This is a genomic window from Bacillus sp. AR8-1 (genome assembly GCF_008042345.1).
GTDB classification, from domain to species: Bacteria; Bacillota; Bacilli; order Bacillales; family Bacillaceae_G; genus Bacillus_A; species Bacillus_A cereus.
In genome coordinates this window covers 11,672-24,696 of sequence record NZ_QNUB01000017.1, presented here as the reverse complement: position 1 = coordinate 24,696, position 13,025 = coordinate 11,672, and the positions used below count along the sequence as shown (strand labels likewise).

Sequence of the window (13,025 nt, the reverse complement as noted above, 5' to 3'; positions counted from 1 at the left end):
TTCGCAAGTTTTACACTGTAGGAGGATTACAATGAATATTGAAATAAAAGACACTTTAATTTCTGAAGAACAATTACAAGCAAAAGTTAAAGAATTAGCACTTCAAATCGAACGTGACTTTGAAGGAGAAGAAATCGTAGTTATCGCAGTATTAAAAGGTTCATTCGTATTTGCTGCTGATTTAATTCGTCACATCAAAAATGATGTAACAATTGACTTTATTTCTGCATCTAGCTACGGAAATCAAACAGAAACAACAGGAAAAGTGAAACTACTAAAAGATATCGACGTAAACATTACTGGGAAAAACGTAATTGTTGTAGAAGATATTATCGATTCTGGTTTAACACTTCATTTCCTAAAAGACCACTTCTTTATGCATAAACCAAAGGCACTCAAGTTCTGTACATTACTTGATAAGCCAGAACGCCGTAAAGTAGACTTAACAGCTGAGTATGTTGGCTTCCAAATTCCAGACGAATTCATCGTTGGATACGGTATCGACTGTGCGGAAAAATATCGTAACTTACCATTCATTGCTTCAGTTGTAACGGAATAATCGTATAACTTAAAAAATTGATAGTACATAAAATGTATATCGGCGATTTTTTAAATATATCGACTTACCGACAATAACTGACAATGTTAGCATCCAATTAATAGGGAGAAGCTGTTCTAAAATACATGGGAACAGCTCCTTTCTTGCCATTACAAACTACAGGGAGAGATGAAAAATGACAAAGACAAAATTTGAAAAAGTACTCCTTATCGTAAATCCGAAAGCTGGTCAAGGTGACTTACATACAAATTTAACGAAAATCGTACCACCTCTTGCCGCAGCTTTTCCTGATCTACATATCCTTCATACGAAAAAACAAGGTGATGCAACAAAATATTGCCAAGAGTTTGCTAGTAAAGTAGATTTAATTATCGTCTTTGGTGGTGATGGAACAGTATTTGAATGCACAAATGGCTTAGCACCTCTCGAAAATAGACCTACACTTGCAATCATTCCAGGCGGAACTTGCAACGACTTCTCTCGCACACTTGGTGTTCCGCAAAACATTGCAGAAGCGGCAAAACTTATTACAAAAGAACATATAAAACCAGTTGACGTTGCAAAAGCAAATGGACAACATTTCTTAAACTTCTGGGGCATTGGTCTCGTATCTGAAGTATCAAACAATATCGATGCAGAAGAAAAAGCAAAGCTTGGTAAAATCGGTTACTATTTAAGCACAATTCGAACTGTAAAAAATGCTGAAACATTCCCAGTAAAAATTACTTATGACGGACAAGTATATGAAGACGAAGCTGTCCTTGTCATGGTTGGAAATGGTGAATATCTTGGTGGTATTCCATCCTTTATTCCGAACGTTAAATGTGATGACGGAACACTTGATATTTTCGTAGTCAAATCAACAGGTATTCAAGCATTTAAAGATTACATCGGAAAGAAACTATTTGAAGACTCAAATGAAAATGACATCTTCCACGTAAAAGCGAGATCCATTCATATCGAAACAGAGGAAGAAAAAGAAGTAGATACAGATGGAGAAAGTTCGCTTCATACACCTTGTCACATTGAATTATTACCAGGACACTTTACAATGATTTATAATCCTGCGGTTGTGTAAAGAAAAAACGAGTGCTAGCACTCGTTTTTTCTCTTCTAATCTAGTTATGTCGTTGAATCATTTCCTCTATTTCTTTAACTGTGTCTAAAGTAATTCCATTTCTTTGTTCAATTGCTAAAGGATGGTCGGTTGGCTCTAATTCAACATACGGTGCCATTCCAACTTCTCTTATATGTACATTTGTTTTTAAATTTAATGTTTCTGGATAAACTGGTATCTCTACAGATAACCATCCAAAATAAGGATCACTATTTTCCCTGCCTCTTTCATCCCACTCTTCTAATACTTCATCATAACTTTCTTTACTAAGTGATACCCACACAGTCCAAATAAAATTTTCGTGGTAATCAATGATAGGAATCTCTAAACATCCTCTAATAAAATAGAAGAATGGCTTGTTTGCATACTCTAGTTCTTTTTATGTACAATGAAGGAAAGAAGTACCTTCATATAAGGGAGAGGACAAACTTTGTTCAACCAACAATTAGTTAATTTACGCATTGATTTTGCATTTAAACAATTGTTTGGTACGAATGGTAGCGAAGATATTCTAATTGCATTTTTAAATGCTATGTTACAAGATTCTTTAGAGTCGCCCATTGCTTCTCTACAACTAGAAGATCCACATTTACACAGGGAATATGAAGAGGATAAGTTATCTATTTTAGACATTTCAGCAACATTAGACACAGGAACAAAAGTCAATGTAGAAATACAACTCAATAATAATCACGATATGGTTAAACGCAGTTTATATTATTGGGGAAGACTATACACATCTCAACTACAAAAAGGGATGCCCTACAGTGCACTTCACAAAACCATCACCATAAACTTACTAAACTTCGCAATGTTTTCGGAACACCCAGCCTTCCATACAACAAGCATATTATGGAATACACAACAACAAAAAATCCTGAGTGAAGACATAGAAATCCACATTATAGAAATTCCAAAGTTAACTGAACAATGGCATGAAGAAAAAGTAAATCCGTGGAAAGATCCATTTGTTCGTTGGCTTTTATTGCTTTCAGCAAATGAGGATGAGCACTTAACTAAACTATTGGAGGATATTGCTATGAACCAAGACCCTATTTTACAAAAAGCAATAAATAAATGGGAACGTATGAGTCAGGATTCTTCTTTCCGACAAGCCTATGACGCAAGGGAGAAAGTTTTAATGGATGAAGCAGCAAAATTCGCCCATGCAGAGACAGAAGGAATTAAAAGAGGAATGGAACAAGGAATTAAAAAAGGGCTTGAAAAAGGCATTGAAAAAGGTATTCAACAGGGGAAAATTCAAATGATTAAAAATATGTATGATCTTGGTATACCACTTGAAACGATTGCTAAGGCAAGTAAATTAAGTTTGCATGAGATTGAGCATATTTTAGGACATAAATAGTCATAAAAAAAGAGCTTGAATAGTTTCAAGCTCTTTTTTTATCAACTCTCCTCAATATCATCCAATTGAGTCTTATAACACTCATCACACTCTGGCCTCGTAGGAAGAATCCCTCTTTCATCAGGTAATAAAACCCTCAAAACTTCTCGATCCATCTCTGCGAAAGACTTCATAATAATGGGATATCCTTCAATAATATTCGTATACTCAATCCCTTGTTCAAACTTTTTTCCGCTCTTTATTTCTTCTATTATGGAACAAAAAACACTATGCGCGACTTCAGGATCCATATTTAATGTTATTTGTAAATCTTGATGATTAAGGTTCTCTCTTAGACCATTCGTATGATAATTAGCATGGATGCCATCAATATCTTCTGCTAATATGCTATGCATGTACCATCCATACTCTTGTAGCATATTTTCTTCCCATTCATCTGCATCCTCTTCTAAATCTTCATCAAACAAATCCGAATCATACCACACGTCCTCGTAATCTCCAGCAATTAAAAATCTCCAACCAGGTGGTAACCCTAAATACTTCTTTATTTCAGGTGCCCATTCATCAATATGTTGAACGTGTAAAGGAAGAAAGAAATCTTCCTCTGTCCCCATTTCTTCACCAGCCCAAATGTACCAACCTGTCGTTCCGTTTTCTATAGGCATTCGTAACCCATTAATCGGAGCGATACCATCTTTCACATTTTGCGATATTCCTAATTTCAAGTCATTCGGAGATTCTACATACTCTACTTTATATTTGTCACATATACTCATCTGTTCTTTTATGTATTTTTCCATCCTTTTAGCACACTCCTCAATTTTTGAAATATAGATTTCTTTGGCGAAGCACTCTCTAACTTCCATACCCCACATGGATTATAAAATGGATCCTCTTGTTCATAACGTTCATCTATATAATGAGATAAAAGATACACTGGAGCATCTTCTGTGAAACTAATTGTATCTTCATCTTTTAAATTAGGTTTTTCCAATATATTATGTAGGTTAAAATCATTTAATAAATCTACAGCTACTTCCGGATCTATTCCTCCGTCTAAAACAACGTCTGGTAGATTAAATGCCTGCATTCCACATGAATAATAACCGTCCTCTTCATCTCCGACTAAAGTTACAAGATGTGAATACATAGGGAAGATTTCCTTATCCTCTGCAAGCTCTTGCCATTCCTCTTTCGAATAAGCTACACCTGCTGTTTCAACTTTTAAAGCAAGTCCACCTGCATTTAAAAGTTCCATTCCTACGTCAATTACTTCTTTTAATCTCTCTGTATCGTCAACTTTTGCAATAACATACACTGTATAAGTATGCTTCTCCAACTCCTGAAGCAATTCTTCATCAAAACGCTCACCACCTGCATAGAAGAAAGCCTCTCTCAAAGAAGGGTCTTGTTCATATATATCAATTTCAAAGCCAATCTCTTTCTCCTTATGGTGCATAACATTTCCCGCTAATATATAGTTACTTTTACTCACAACTTCTTGTATTAATTCTGTTCTATCTTTCCATAAACCAGGTACTCCAATAACGATTTGTGTCTCCATCATATGCACTCCACTTCTCATCTATTTTCAATCTATTCTTTCAATCTTCCAAACTAAATTAGCTGGGATATCTTTCTCTAAAAAGGTTAACATCCATACAGTTTAGGCATCCTACTATGATTAAAATCTCCAAATATAACACTCCATGTGTACATTTATATCTATTTTCGTTTACATACTATTGTTATTCATAATCCATTTTAGCTAATAAACAAACGAAAGAGAACTAGGTGGATTAATGTTTACTTAAAAATAAAAAGTCCGAAACTATATAAAGTGATTTCGGACTTTTTATTTTTAAAATATTAAATTACATTTCGAACAAAAAGTTGTTATTCATAATCCATTTTAGCTAATAAACAAACGAAAGAGAACTAGGTGGATTAATGTTTACTTAAAAATAAAAAGTCCGAAACTATATATTCGGACTTTTTATTTTTAAAATATTAAATTACATTTCGAACAAAAAGGAGCTGAATTTCCTCTTCTAATTTTCGTATCACATTTTGGACAATATACATATCGTTCCTCTACCTTTTGTCGTTCTATCATGTGTAAGGATACTATTTTCATACTGCACATAATTCCAATTAAGATAAGGCTAAAAATGAGTAGCACAACGCTCTTCCTTCCTTAACTACTTACCTATATTTTACCATTAAATAAAGATAATTTTATACTTATAATCCTATCTTGTCCTTCATACTGGAAGAAACTTTCTTTACTTCTATTTACTCATCAGCGTGATTCTTTTTTGTCTATATAAATAAAGAATACCTGTAACTATAAAAACAATCACGCCAAAATACACGCCATATTCTATCGCGATCGCTACAATACTTTCAATATGTTTTCCAAATAAAGCACCGAGCACAAAGTAAACGAGTGTCCAAACAAATCCTGTCGTATAAGAATACAAAGCATACGTCTTAAATGACATGTTATTCATTCCAACTAAATACGGTACGATATGTCTTACAACTGGTATGAAGTAACTTGTGACTAACGCATAATGACCATACTTCTCTACCATTTGTTGAGATTTCAAAAGATATTTCGCCTTTTTCTTTTTCATTAGCTTATCAAGTACTTTCGTACCAAATATTTTCCCTAATATATAACCTAAAGAAAGCCCAGATACAACACCTAAATATGTTAATAAAAATGCAGGAATGACACTTAATATCCCTAGTGAAGATACAAAGCCACCACTCATTACGATCATTTCGTCTGGAATTGGCATACCGATAATACCTAACCATAAACAGAAAAATAATGCCCAATAACCGTATTGTTCAATATAAGATAATAATTCATGTAATTCCATTATGCATATGCTCTCCTTAGCTCTTTTTTACAGCTAAAGATGTACGCTGGTGGGAAATTGAGCCACACTTTCTCTAGCGTAATTTCTGGAAAGAAGTGCTGTATAAATCCTTTTTTCACAAGTGAATATTGAAATGTAATAAATTCACCATTCTCATGTATCCCTTCCATTACATTGTTTAAAATACGCTTTGAAACTTCTTCTGGTAAAGAGGTAAAAGGTAATCCCGATAAAACGTAATCCACGCATTCTATATTGAGATCTTCTATATACTTTTTTATATTTTCGGCTGAACCGTGTACAACAATGACGTTCTGCTCATCTTTAAATTTTCTCTTTAGCTCCTTGCAAAACACTTCATTAATTTCAATAAGAAGAAATATTGTTTCCTTCTTCTTTCTCTTCATAATTTCTTTCGTAAAGACTCCTGTACCAGGACCTAACTCTACAATGCATTTCGCTTTATTAAAATCAATTACATCGACCATTTTCTTCGCTAATATTTTTGAACTTGGCGCAATTGCACCAGTATGTTTCGGATGTTTAATAAATTCATGTAAGAATGTTATGAGTTGCATATAAACCTCTCCTCATTCGTTCAATAGTTTCTAACTTGTTTCTAAGTATAACTATTATTTCTTAACAAAAATTGAGGAGATTTCTTAAGATTTTATGAAGAATAAAAAAACAGCTATCGTCTCTAGCGATAGCTGTCCCTTATTACTTCGCACTCACGATCTTATAATAAGAACGAACCGTTAAGAAGTAATATCCAATATAGATGACACCGTATACTCCAATACTAATGAGAAGCGGAATCATAATTTCAAATGGTAATATATTTGACAAACCTTTTAGTGCAAATAAACTGTGTAAAATACCAATAATTAATGGAATAGCAAAGATAAAGCTCACTTGTTTTGCGATAGCTCTCTTCATCTCTTGCTTCGTTACACCAATTTTATGAAGAACAACGTAGCGATCACGGTCAGCACTTGCTTCTGTTAATTGTTTAAAGTAAATGATTGAGCCTGTTGCTAATAGGAATACTAATCCTAAGAATAACCCAATAAACATCATTAAGCCTGTTGTTTCAAGCCCCATTTGGAATCCTGTATAGAAATCGTTAAATGGTTTTAAAACTTCTGATTCTCCAGCTGGCATAATGCTTGCTAATTTTGCTGTTAACTCTTTACTATTTCGCTCACCTTTTACATCAATATTTTTTACAGTACGCGTTTCGTTTACTTGTTTCACTTGCTCATATGTTTTATCAGGAACGATTACAAATAGTTCATTTAAATTTGTAAGGCTTCTATTATTTACACCTTTAATTTTTAATTCTTTTGACTCGTTTCCAACAGGGAATACAGCTGTATTTCCTGTATAAAGAGGACCAAAATCAAGTTTCTCAATATATAAGCTATCATATACGAAAGCTTCATTCGCACTTAAATTTACAGGTTCTACATCTAAATGTTTCACAAGTGTATTAAAGTTTGATTGAGAAATAAGCTGGTACTGATTCGTAACATTATAGTGTGTGTTCAGAACTTGATCAGCTCTTTCACCTTTAAATGTTCCCTTCACAGGAATCATTTCAACTTCTGATTCATATGTGACTGGGTGATTATTCTTCTCTCCAGCAAGTATTTCATTTACTTTTTTATCTAATGCTGCATCTTTTTTCTCATAGGAATAACTATACGGCGCAGCAACTTTTGATTGCGTAAATGTGTTGTAATACATCGTAACTGACGTACCAACCGCTGTTAATGTAACTGCACTTAAAATAGCGATTGTCGCCAGTGATTTCGCATTTCCTTTAATACGATATAGTAACTGCGATGTCGTTACCATATTCATACCATTATAAAATGCTGACTTATTATTTCTTGCACGTTTCAATACAAATACTGTGAAGAACATGAACAGTAAATAAGTCCCTGCTACTGTCGCTAATAAAATATATAATGCAACGACCATAAAGTCTGCATACATAACTGCTTTCATGTACATTAATGCTAAAAAATAACCTGAACCGATTAAGAAAACTGAAATTAATGCCATGATGACAGATCCTTTTGGCATTGCTTCTCCTTCACGTTCTGCACGGAAAAGTTCAATTAACTTAAAGCGATAAATTAAACGATATCCTTGAAGTGATGTATATAAAATAATCACAAAGAAAATAATTGCTGTATCAATAATGGCAGCCACCGGTACTTCAAAATGAACGTTTAAATTTAATCCCATCATATTTACTAATAACTCAAGGAATAATTTTGAAAGGACACTACCGATCGTAATCCCAATTACTAATGACATTAATCCCATTAACATATTTTCATAAAAGAGCATCTTACCAATTTGTCTTTTCCGAATACCTAGTAAAGAATATAATCCAACTTCTTTTTTACGTTTACGTGTAAAGAATCCGTTCGAATATATAATAAACACTGCTACGAAAATGATAAGCATCACACTGGAAACTTGAAACGCACCGCTAATCTTTTTAGAAGCTTCTGCTGCTTTTTCCATTTGTGAATTATATTGCAGTGCTTTAAATGTGAAATAAATAACGATACTAAAAATCATAGATGCAAAATATACAAAGTAGTCTTTAAAGTTCCGCTGTATGTTGCGGAGGGCAATGCTAGATAAGGTCATCAGCCATACCTCCAGAAATAGAAGACATTACGTCAACAATTTTTTGGAAGAACTGTTTACGCGTCGATTCACCGCGGTGTAATTCTTTATAGAGTTCACCATCTTTAATGAAAATAACTCGTTTACAATAACTTGCTGCAAATGCATCGTGCGTTACCATTAAAATTGTTGAGTTATCATATTCATTTAACGACTTCATACTTTCAAGTAAATCTGTTGCAGATTTAGAATCAAGTGCTCCAGTTGGCTCGTCTCCGAAAATCATACTTGGATTCGTAACAATTGCACGCGATGCTGCACAGCGCTGCTTCTGCCCACCAGATACTTGATATGGGAACTGACTTAAAATATGATCAATACCGAATTTCTTTGAGATTTCAAGAACGCGGCGATCAATCTCACTCGCTTTCACCTTTGATAACGCAAGTGGTAAAGCGATATTCTCTTTCACCGTTAACGTATCTAATAAGTTATAATCTTGGAAAATGAAACCTAAATGATCACGGCGGAATAACGCTAACTTATCATCATTCATCTTTACAATATCTTTTCCATCAATTAAAATTTCACCGTTCGTCGCATTATCAATTGTAGAAAGAACATTTAGTAAAGTCGTCTTACCAGAACCAGAAGGTCCCATAATTCCAACGAACTCACCTTCTTTTACTTGTAAGTTAATACCTTTTAACGCTGCAAATTTATTCCCACCCGTGTCGTACACTTTTTCAATATTTTTTGCTTCTAACACTGTTTTCATCTCGACATCCCTCATTTCTTCTATTCTCTATTTTCAACTATATACACTCTCTACTCTTGCCACTATCGATGTTTCTTACACAAACATGACAGTTATGTAAGGCACATAAGTAAAGAAATCAAAAAGTTAACATAATGAATTAAAGTACTTTGTTACTATAACATTGGGATATCATACCATCCATTCATTCTCCTTACAGGAACATTACAATTTTGTAAGGTGAAAAATTTACCTACAAAGTTGTGCACGAAATGTCGGATGGGGCCATTTCGTTCCTGCTATTCTATGTACAGAGGAGGTCATAATATGGATTCACTTAAAAATATGAATGCTGCAATGCGCTATATTGAAGATAACCTTACGAATGAAATTGATTTTAAAGAAGTTGCAAAAATAGCTTACTGCTCCGAATATCATTTCAAGAGAATGTTTTCTTTTTTAGCTGGCATATCACTATCAGAATATATTCGCTGTAGACGTCTTACTCTCGCTGCCTTTGAACTAAAAAACAACAATGTAAAAGTCATTGATATCGCTATAAAATATGGATACAACTCACCAGATTCATTCGCTCGTGCATTTCAAAACTTGCACGGTATAACACCTTCAGAGGCCCGAAATAGTAGCCATTCTTTGAAGGCTTATTCACCAATGACCTTCCAATTATCCATTCAAGGAGGAAATGAAATGAACTATCGAATTGAAGAAAAAGAGCCCTTTCGAATTATAGGTATTACAAAACGAGTACCAATCGTTTTTAACGGTGTAAATGAAGAAATTGCTTCTATGTGGAAAAGTTTAAACCCAGAGTCTATTCAAACATTAAAGTCCCTTTCAAACATTGAACCTACTGGAATTATTAGTGCTTCTACTAATTTTTCTGAAGGAAGAATGGAGGAAAAAGGAGAACTTGATCACTATATTGGAGTAGCCACAACAAAGGATTGTCCAGAGGAGTTTAAACGGCTTGAAGTTGCTGCTTCAACATGGGCTATATTCGAAGCTGTCGGTCCATTTCCTGATGCACTACAAAATGTATGGGGACGTATTTATTCTGAATGGTTCCCTTCTTCGAACTATGAACTAGCGGAAGGACCGGAGATATTGTGGAATGAAAGTAAAGACGTACCCTCTCCGAATTTCAGAAGCGAAATATGGGTACCTGTTTTAAAAAAGTAATATAAGAGTCTAACCTTTTCAAAATAAAGAAGCTGCTCTCCCTTTTTAAAGGAAGAGCAGCTTCTTTATTTTATACTTCTTCTTGACTCGTTCTTATACAAGAAAATAGTAATAATCGTAAGCACTATAATAACTGCAAAAGTAAATACTCTGTAGTTCGAGATAGTAGCAGTACCAATTAACAAGGCAGGTATAACCGCCACAATTAAGCCACCAAACATACCAACAAACGATCCTATACTTTGTTTTACTACTTGAGTTTCTGATACCCAATCATAATAACCAAATCGATTATTAATGAAAATCCCCCATACTGCTGAAAATAATGAATATGTTATCGGTGTTATTACGATGAAAAGAGAGGTCCAAACATCTAGCTTTAACCCGATTATCAGTAATACAGCACTAATAAGTGATGCAGGTATACTCAATGAAAGATTCATAAGAATTTTACTATCATAAATCATCTTTGGCGCTATAGGCAATGATTTAATAATCCATACATTTTTTCCTTCTAAAGACAATGAAACACATGTTGTACATGTCATCGAAATCGCTGCTGCAATAGCAAATGGAGCAATCTTTTGCAACAGGGGCTCAATTCCAGGATACGCTATTAATTGGCTTGGTCCTACTACAACTATAGCTAGCGAGAAAGCTAGCGCCATCACGACTCCCATTCCACTATTTATGACATACACTGTAGAAGAGAAGAAACGTTTCAGCTCTTTTTTATACAATGCGACCAATACACTCTCTTTTTTCATGCTATTAATCTCATAATTTGAAAGCATATGATAAGTGGTGATCCCTGTGTTTATTTGCTTATATTTTAACGAAAGTATTTTTACAAAAAGATAATACCAAATCACTGATATCCCCACGAATAAGATGAAAGCTACCATATCAGCATTAACAATTGCTTTTTGAAACATGTTAGCTAATGGATACACTTTAGTTAATTGCTCCGAAACAATTGCACCAATTCCGTTCATATCATTAAGGCTATATTGAGCATTTCCGTTTTTTAGCATAAAGGAACCGAATGTAATAATTACTATAAAACTTAAAATCGTAGTTATTTTATTCGTATTTTTAAATTTAGAAGCGATTGCCGTAATCGAAGCTCCAAAGATTGCTGCGATTGTTGTTGGGATTAAAGATGCGATAAACATACTGATGAACCACATAAAGTAAAAAGAAACTGATGGATTTTCATGTATGCAATACACAACTCCCATTGGTAGCATGATTATGATTGAAAAGATTGTATTCAGCAAGTATAAATACAAAAACCTACTTGCAATAACAGTACTTACGCGAATCGGCAATGACATTAAAAAGTCGTAATCCTTAAAAGCAAAAATTTCTCCATTTGCCTTAAATATAGTGAAAAACAACGTTAATATACTGCTAATAACTAGTGCATAGACAGGAATAATTTCACTAATTCCTATTTTTATCAATCCATATGCCGAAGCTCCGCAATATAACATTAACATGACACCAACTAGAGCAATAGATACTGTCAGCAAAATCTTATTCTGCTTCTTTCTCTTATCTTTTTCGTATTTAAAGGTGTTTAAACCGAGCTGCGTTATCAACCGAATTTTCAAAAGACCTAAACTATTAGTATTCATTAGCAAGCTCCTTCATAAAGAGCTCTTCCAATGAGCCTTCCTTTATTAAAGAATTTACTTCTCCTGAAAGTGCTAATTTCCCTCTATTAATCATCGCTACTTTATTACATAACTTCTCAGCTACATCTAAAACGTGTGTAGAAAAGAAAATCGCACTTCCTTTTTCACAAAGCTCTTTCATAATACCTTTCAATACTACGGCTGCCTTTGGATCAAGACCAACGAAAGGTTCATCTAAAACTAATAATTTCGGTTTATGTAAAACCGCCGATATAATCGCTACTTTTTGTTTCATACCGTGTGAATAAGAAGATATTAAGTCCCCTAAGTACGGTGTAATCTCAAAAGCATCCCCATACTTCTGTATCTGTTCTTCCCGATCCCTCGCAGGCACTTTAAACACATCCGCAACAAAGTTCAAATATTGAATTCCTGTTAATTGCTCATATAAATCTGGATTATCAGGAATATACGCCATTACTCTCTTACATGCAATCGGATCCTTTTTTACTGAATGTCCATCAACAAAAATTTCACCCTCTTCAAAATCTATAACTCCTACTAACGACTTAATTGTTGTACTTTTCCCCGCACCGTTATGTCCAATAAATCCAAAGATATCCCCTGCTTTAACAGTAATATTCAAATGATCAACTGCTTTCTTACCGTCTTTATATGTCTTGCTAAAATTTATAATTTCTAACATGTAAATCCCCCCAAATCACCTTTTCGATTGAATTTTCAGACCTTAAAACGAAAAATTTACTCAGTGAGCTTTTCATTATTCCCACTGAGTATTAAAATCTCTTAACACATAGAAACTATAAATATAAAATTTGACTAATA

13 protein-coding genes and 1 pseudogene are annotated in these 13,025 nt (G+C 34.0%); 4 read left to right on the top strand and 10 right to left on the bottom strand.

The window, feature by feature from the left end; all coding sequences use genetic code 11:
- Positions 1 to 31: 31 nt before the first annotated feature.
- Entirely contained in the window at positions 32 to 559 is a 528-nt protein-coding gene (hpt, locus tag DN400_RS11290; protein ID WP_001019295.1) for a hypoxanthine phosphoribosyltransferase, read from the top strand.
- A 175-nt stretch (positions 560 to 734) separates the two neighbouring features.
- Entirely contained in the window at positions 735 to 1,637 is a 903-nt protein-coding gene (locus DN400_RS11285; RefSeq protein WP_097912874.1) for a diacylglycerol/lipid kinase family protein, read from the top strand.
- A 40-nt stretch (positions 1,638 to 1,677) separates the two neighbouring features.
- On the opposite strand, the pseudogene DN400_RS11280 reads toward DN400_RS11285, so the two are convergent.
- Positions 1,678 to 2,022 (bottom strand): annotated as a pseudogene (locus DN400_RS11280) (DUF2199 domain-containing protein); the annotation flags it as partial.
- Positions 2,023 to 2,106: 84 nt separating this feature from the next.
- Between DN400_RS11280 and DN400_RS11275 the strand changes: the two are divergent.
- Positions 2,107 to 3,042, top strand: coding sequence for an Rpn family recombination-promoting nuclease/putative transposase (locus tag DN400_RS11275; RefSeq protein WP_147801682.1), 936 nt, complete (start codon positions 2,107 to 2,109; stop codon positions 3,040 to 3,042).
- A gap of 41 nt (positions 3,043 to 3,083) precedes the next feature.
- Here DN400_RS11275 and DN400_RS11270 read toward each other — a convergent pair whose 3' ends face one another.
- From DN400_RS11270 to DN400_RS11240, 7 genes are all read right to left on the bottom strand, one after another.
- On the bottom strand, positions 3,084 to 3,842 hold the full coding sequence (locus tag DN400_RS11270) for a DUF4262 domain-containing protein (RefSeq protein WP_097912878.1): 759 nt from the start codon (positions 3,840 to 3,842) through the stop codon (positions 3,084 to 3,086).
- Positions 3,827 to 4,606 carry a DUF4261 domain-containing protein gene (locus tag DN400_RS11265; RefSeq protein ID WP_142325880.1) on the bottom strand — a complete coding sequence of 260 codons (780 nt, stop codon included), beginning with the start codon at positions 4,604 to 4,606 and terminating at the stop codon, positions 3,827 to 3,829. The genes DN400_RS11270 and DN400_RS11265 overlap by 16 nt, the downstream gene beginning before the upstream one ends.
- 438 nt (positions 4,607 to 5,044) lie before the next feature.
- Complete coding sequence (locus DN400_RS11260; RefSeq protein ID WP_001986677.1) at positions 5,045 to 5,224, bottom strand: hypothetical protein; 180 nt, start codon at positions 5,222 to 5,224, stop codon at positions 5,045 to 5,047.
- Between the two features lie 109 nt (positions 5,225 to 5,333).
- Positions 5,334 to 5,933 (bottom strand): DedA family protein, encoded by a 600-nt coding sequence (locus DN400_RS11255; RefSeq protein ID WP_000418924.1) that lies wholly within the window; start codon positions 5,931 to 5,933, stop codon positions 5,334 to 5,336.
- The gene (locus DN400_RS11250) at positions 5,933 to 6,511 is read right to left on the bottom strand and encodes a class I SAM-dependent methyltransferase (RefSeq protein ID WP_001176052.1); all 579 of its coding nucleotides are present in this window, start codon (positions 6,509 to 6,511) and stop codon (positions 5,933 to 5,935) included. The genes DN400_RS11255 and DN400_RS11250 overlap by 1 nt, the downstream gene beginning before the upstream one ends.
- A gap of 142 nt (positions 6,512 to 6,653) precedes the next feature.
- The gene (locus DN400_RS11245; RefSeq protein ID WP_097997145.1) at positions 6,654 to 8,603 is read right to left on the bottom strand and encodes an ABC transporter permease; all 1,950 of its coding nucleotides are present in this window, start codon (positions 8,601 to 8,603) and stop codon (positions 6,654 to 6,656) included.
- Positions 8,590 to 9,360, bottom strand: a complete 771-nt coding sequence (locus tag DN400_RS11240) for an ABC transporter ATP-binding protein (RefSeq protein ID WP_000859655.1) — start codon at positions 9,358 to 9,360, stop codon at positions 8,590 to 8,592. The genes DN400_RS11245 and DN400_RS11240 overlap by 14 nt, the downstream gene beginning before the upstream one ends.
- Positions 9,361 to 9,666: 306 nt before the next feature.
- On the opposite strand from DN400_RS11240, the gene DN400_RS11235 reads away from it, so the two are divergent.
- Positions 9,667 to 10,539: an AraC family transcriptional regulator gene (locus tag DN400_RS11235; protein WP_097997144.1), complete on the top strand. Its 873-nt coding sequence runs from the start codon at positions 9,667 to 9,669 to the stop codon at positions 10,537 to 10,539.
- Positions 10,540 to 10,604: 65 nt separating this feature from the next.
- On the opposite strand, the gene DN400_RS11230 is transcribed toward DN400_RS11235, so the two are convergent.
- Together DN400_RS11230 and DN400_RS11225 are read right to left on the bottom strand one after the other, a co-directional pair.
- Positions 10,605 to 12,179 carry a permease gene (locus tag DN400_RS11230; protein ID WP_098255521.1) on the bottom strand — a complete coding sequence of 525 codons (1,575 nt, stop codon included), beginning with the start codon at positions 12,177 to 12,179 and terminating at the stop codon, positions 10,605 to 10,607.
- Complete coding sequence (locus DN400_RS11225; protein WP_000889756.1) at positions 12,169 to 12,885, bottom strand: ABC transporter ATP-binding protein; 717 nt, start codon at positions 12,883 to 12,885, stop codon at positions 12,169 to 12,171. Before DN400_RS11225 ends, DN400_RS11230 begins: the two co-directional genes overlap by 11 nt.
- Between the last annotated feature and the right edge of the window lie 140 nt (positions 12,886 to 13,025).

Excerpts from the sequence above, each read along its gene's own strand:
- hpt (WP_001019295.1), top strand. The coding sequence starts at position 32 with ATGAATATTGAAATAAAAGACACTTTAATTTCTGAAGAACAATTACAA.
- DN400_RS11285 (WP_097912874.1), top strand. The coding sequence starts at position 735 with ATGACAAAGACAAAATTTGAAAAAGTACTCCTTATCGTAAATCCGAAA.
- DN400_RS11270 (WP_097912878.1), bottom strand. The coding sequence starts at position 3,842 with ATGGAAAAATACATAAAAGAACAGATGAGTATATGTGACAAATATAAA.
- DN400_RS11265 (WP_142325880.1), bottom strand. The coding sequence starts at position 4,606 with ATGGAGACACAAATCGTTATTGGAGTACCTGGTTTATGGAAAGATAGA.
- DN400_RS11255 (WP_000418924.1), bottom strand. The coding sequence starts at position 5,933 with ATGGAATTACATGAATTATTATCTTATATTGAACAATACGGTTATTGG.
- DN400_RS11250 (WP_001176052.1), bottom strand. The coding sequence starts at position 6,511 with ATGCAACTCATAACATTCTTACATGAATTTATTAAACATCCGAAACAT.
- DN400_RS11245 (WP_097997145.1), bottom strand. The coding sequence starts at position 8,603 with ATGACCTTATCTAGCATTGCCCTCCGCAACATACAGCGGAACTTTAAA.
- DN400_RS11240 (WP_000859655.1), bottom strand. The coding sequence starts at position 9,360 with ATGAAAACAGTGTTAGAAGCAAAAAATATTGAAAAAGTGTACGACACG.
- DN400_RS11235 (WP_097997144.1), top strand. The coding sequence starts at position 9,667 with ATGGATTCACTTAAAAATATGAATGCTGCAATGCGCTATATTGAAGAT.
- DN400_RS11230 (WP_098255521.1), bottom strand. The coding sequence starts at position 12,179 with ATGAATACTAATAGTTTAGGTCTTTTGAAAATTCGGTTGATAACGCAG.
- DN400_RS11225 (WP_000889756.1), bottom strand. The coding sequence starts at position 12,885 with ATGTTAGAAATTATAAATTTTAGCAAGACATATAAAGACGGTAAGAAA.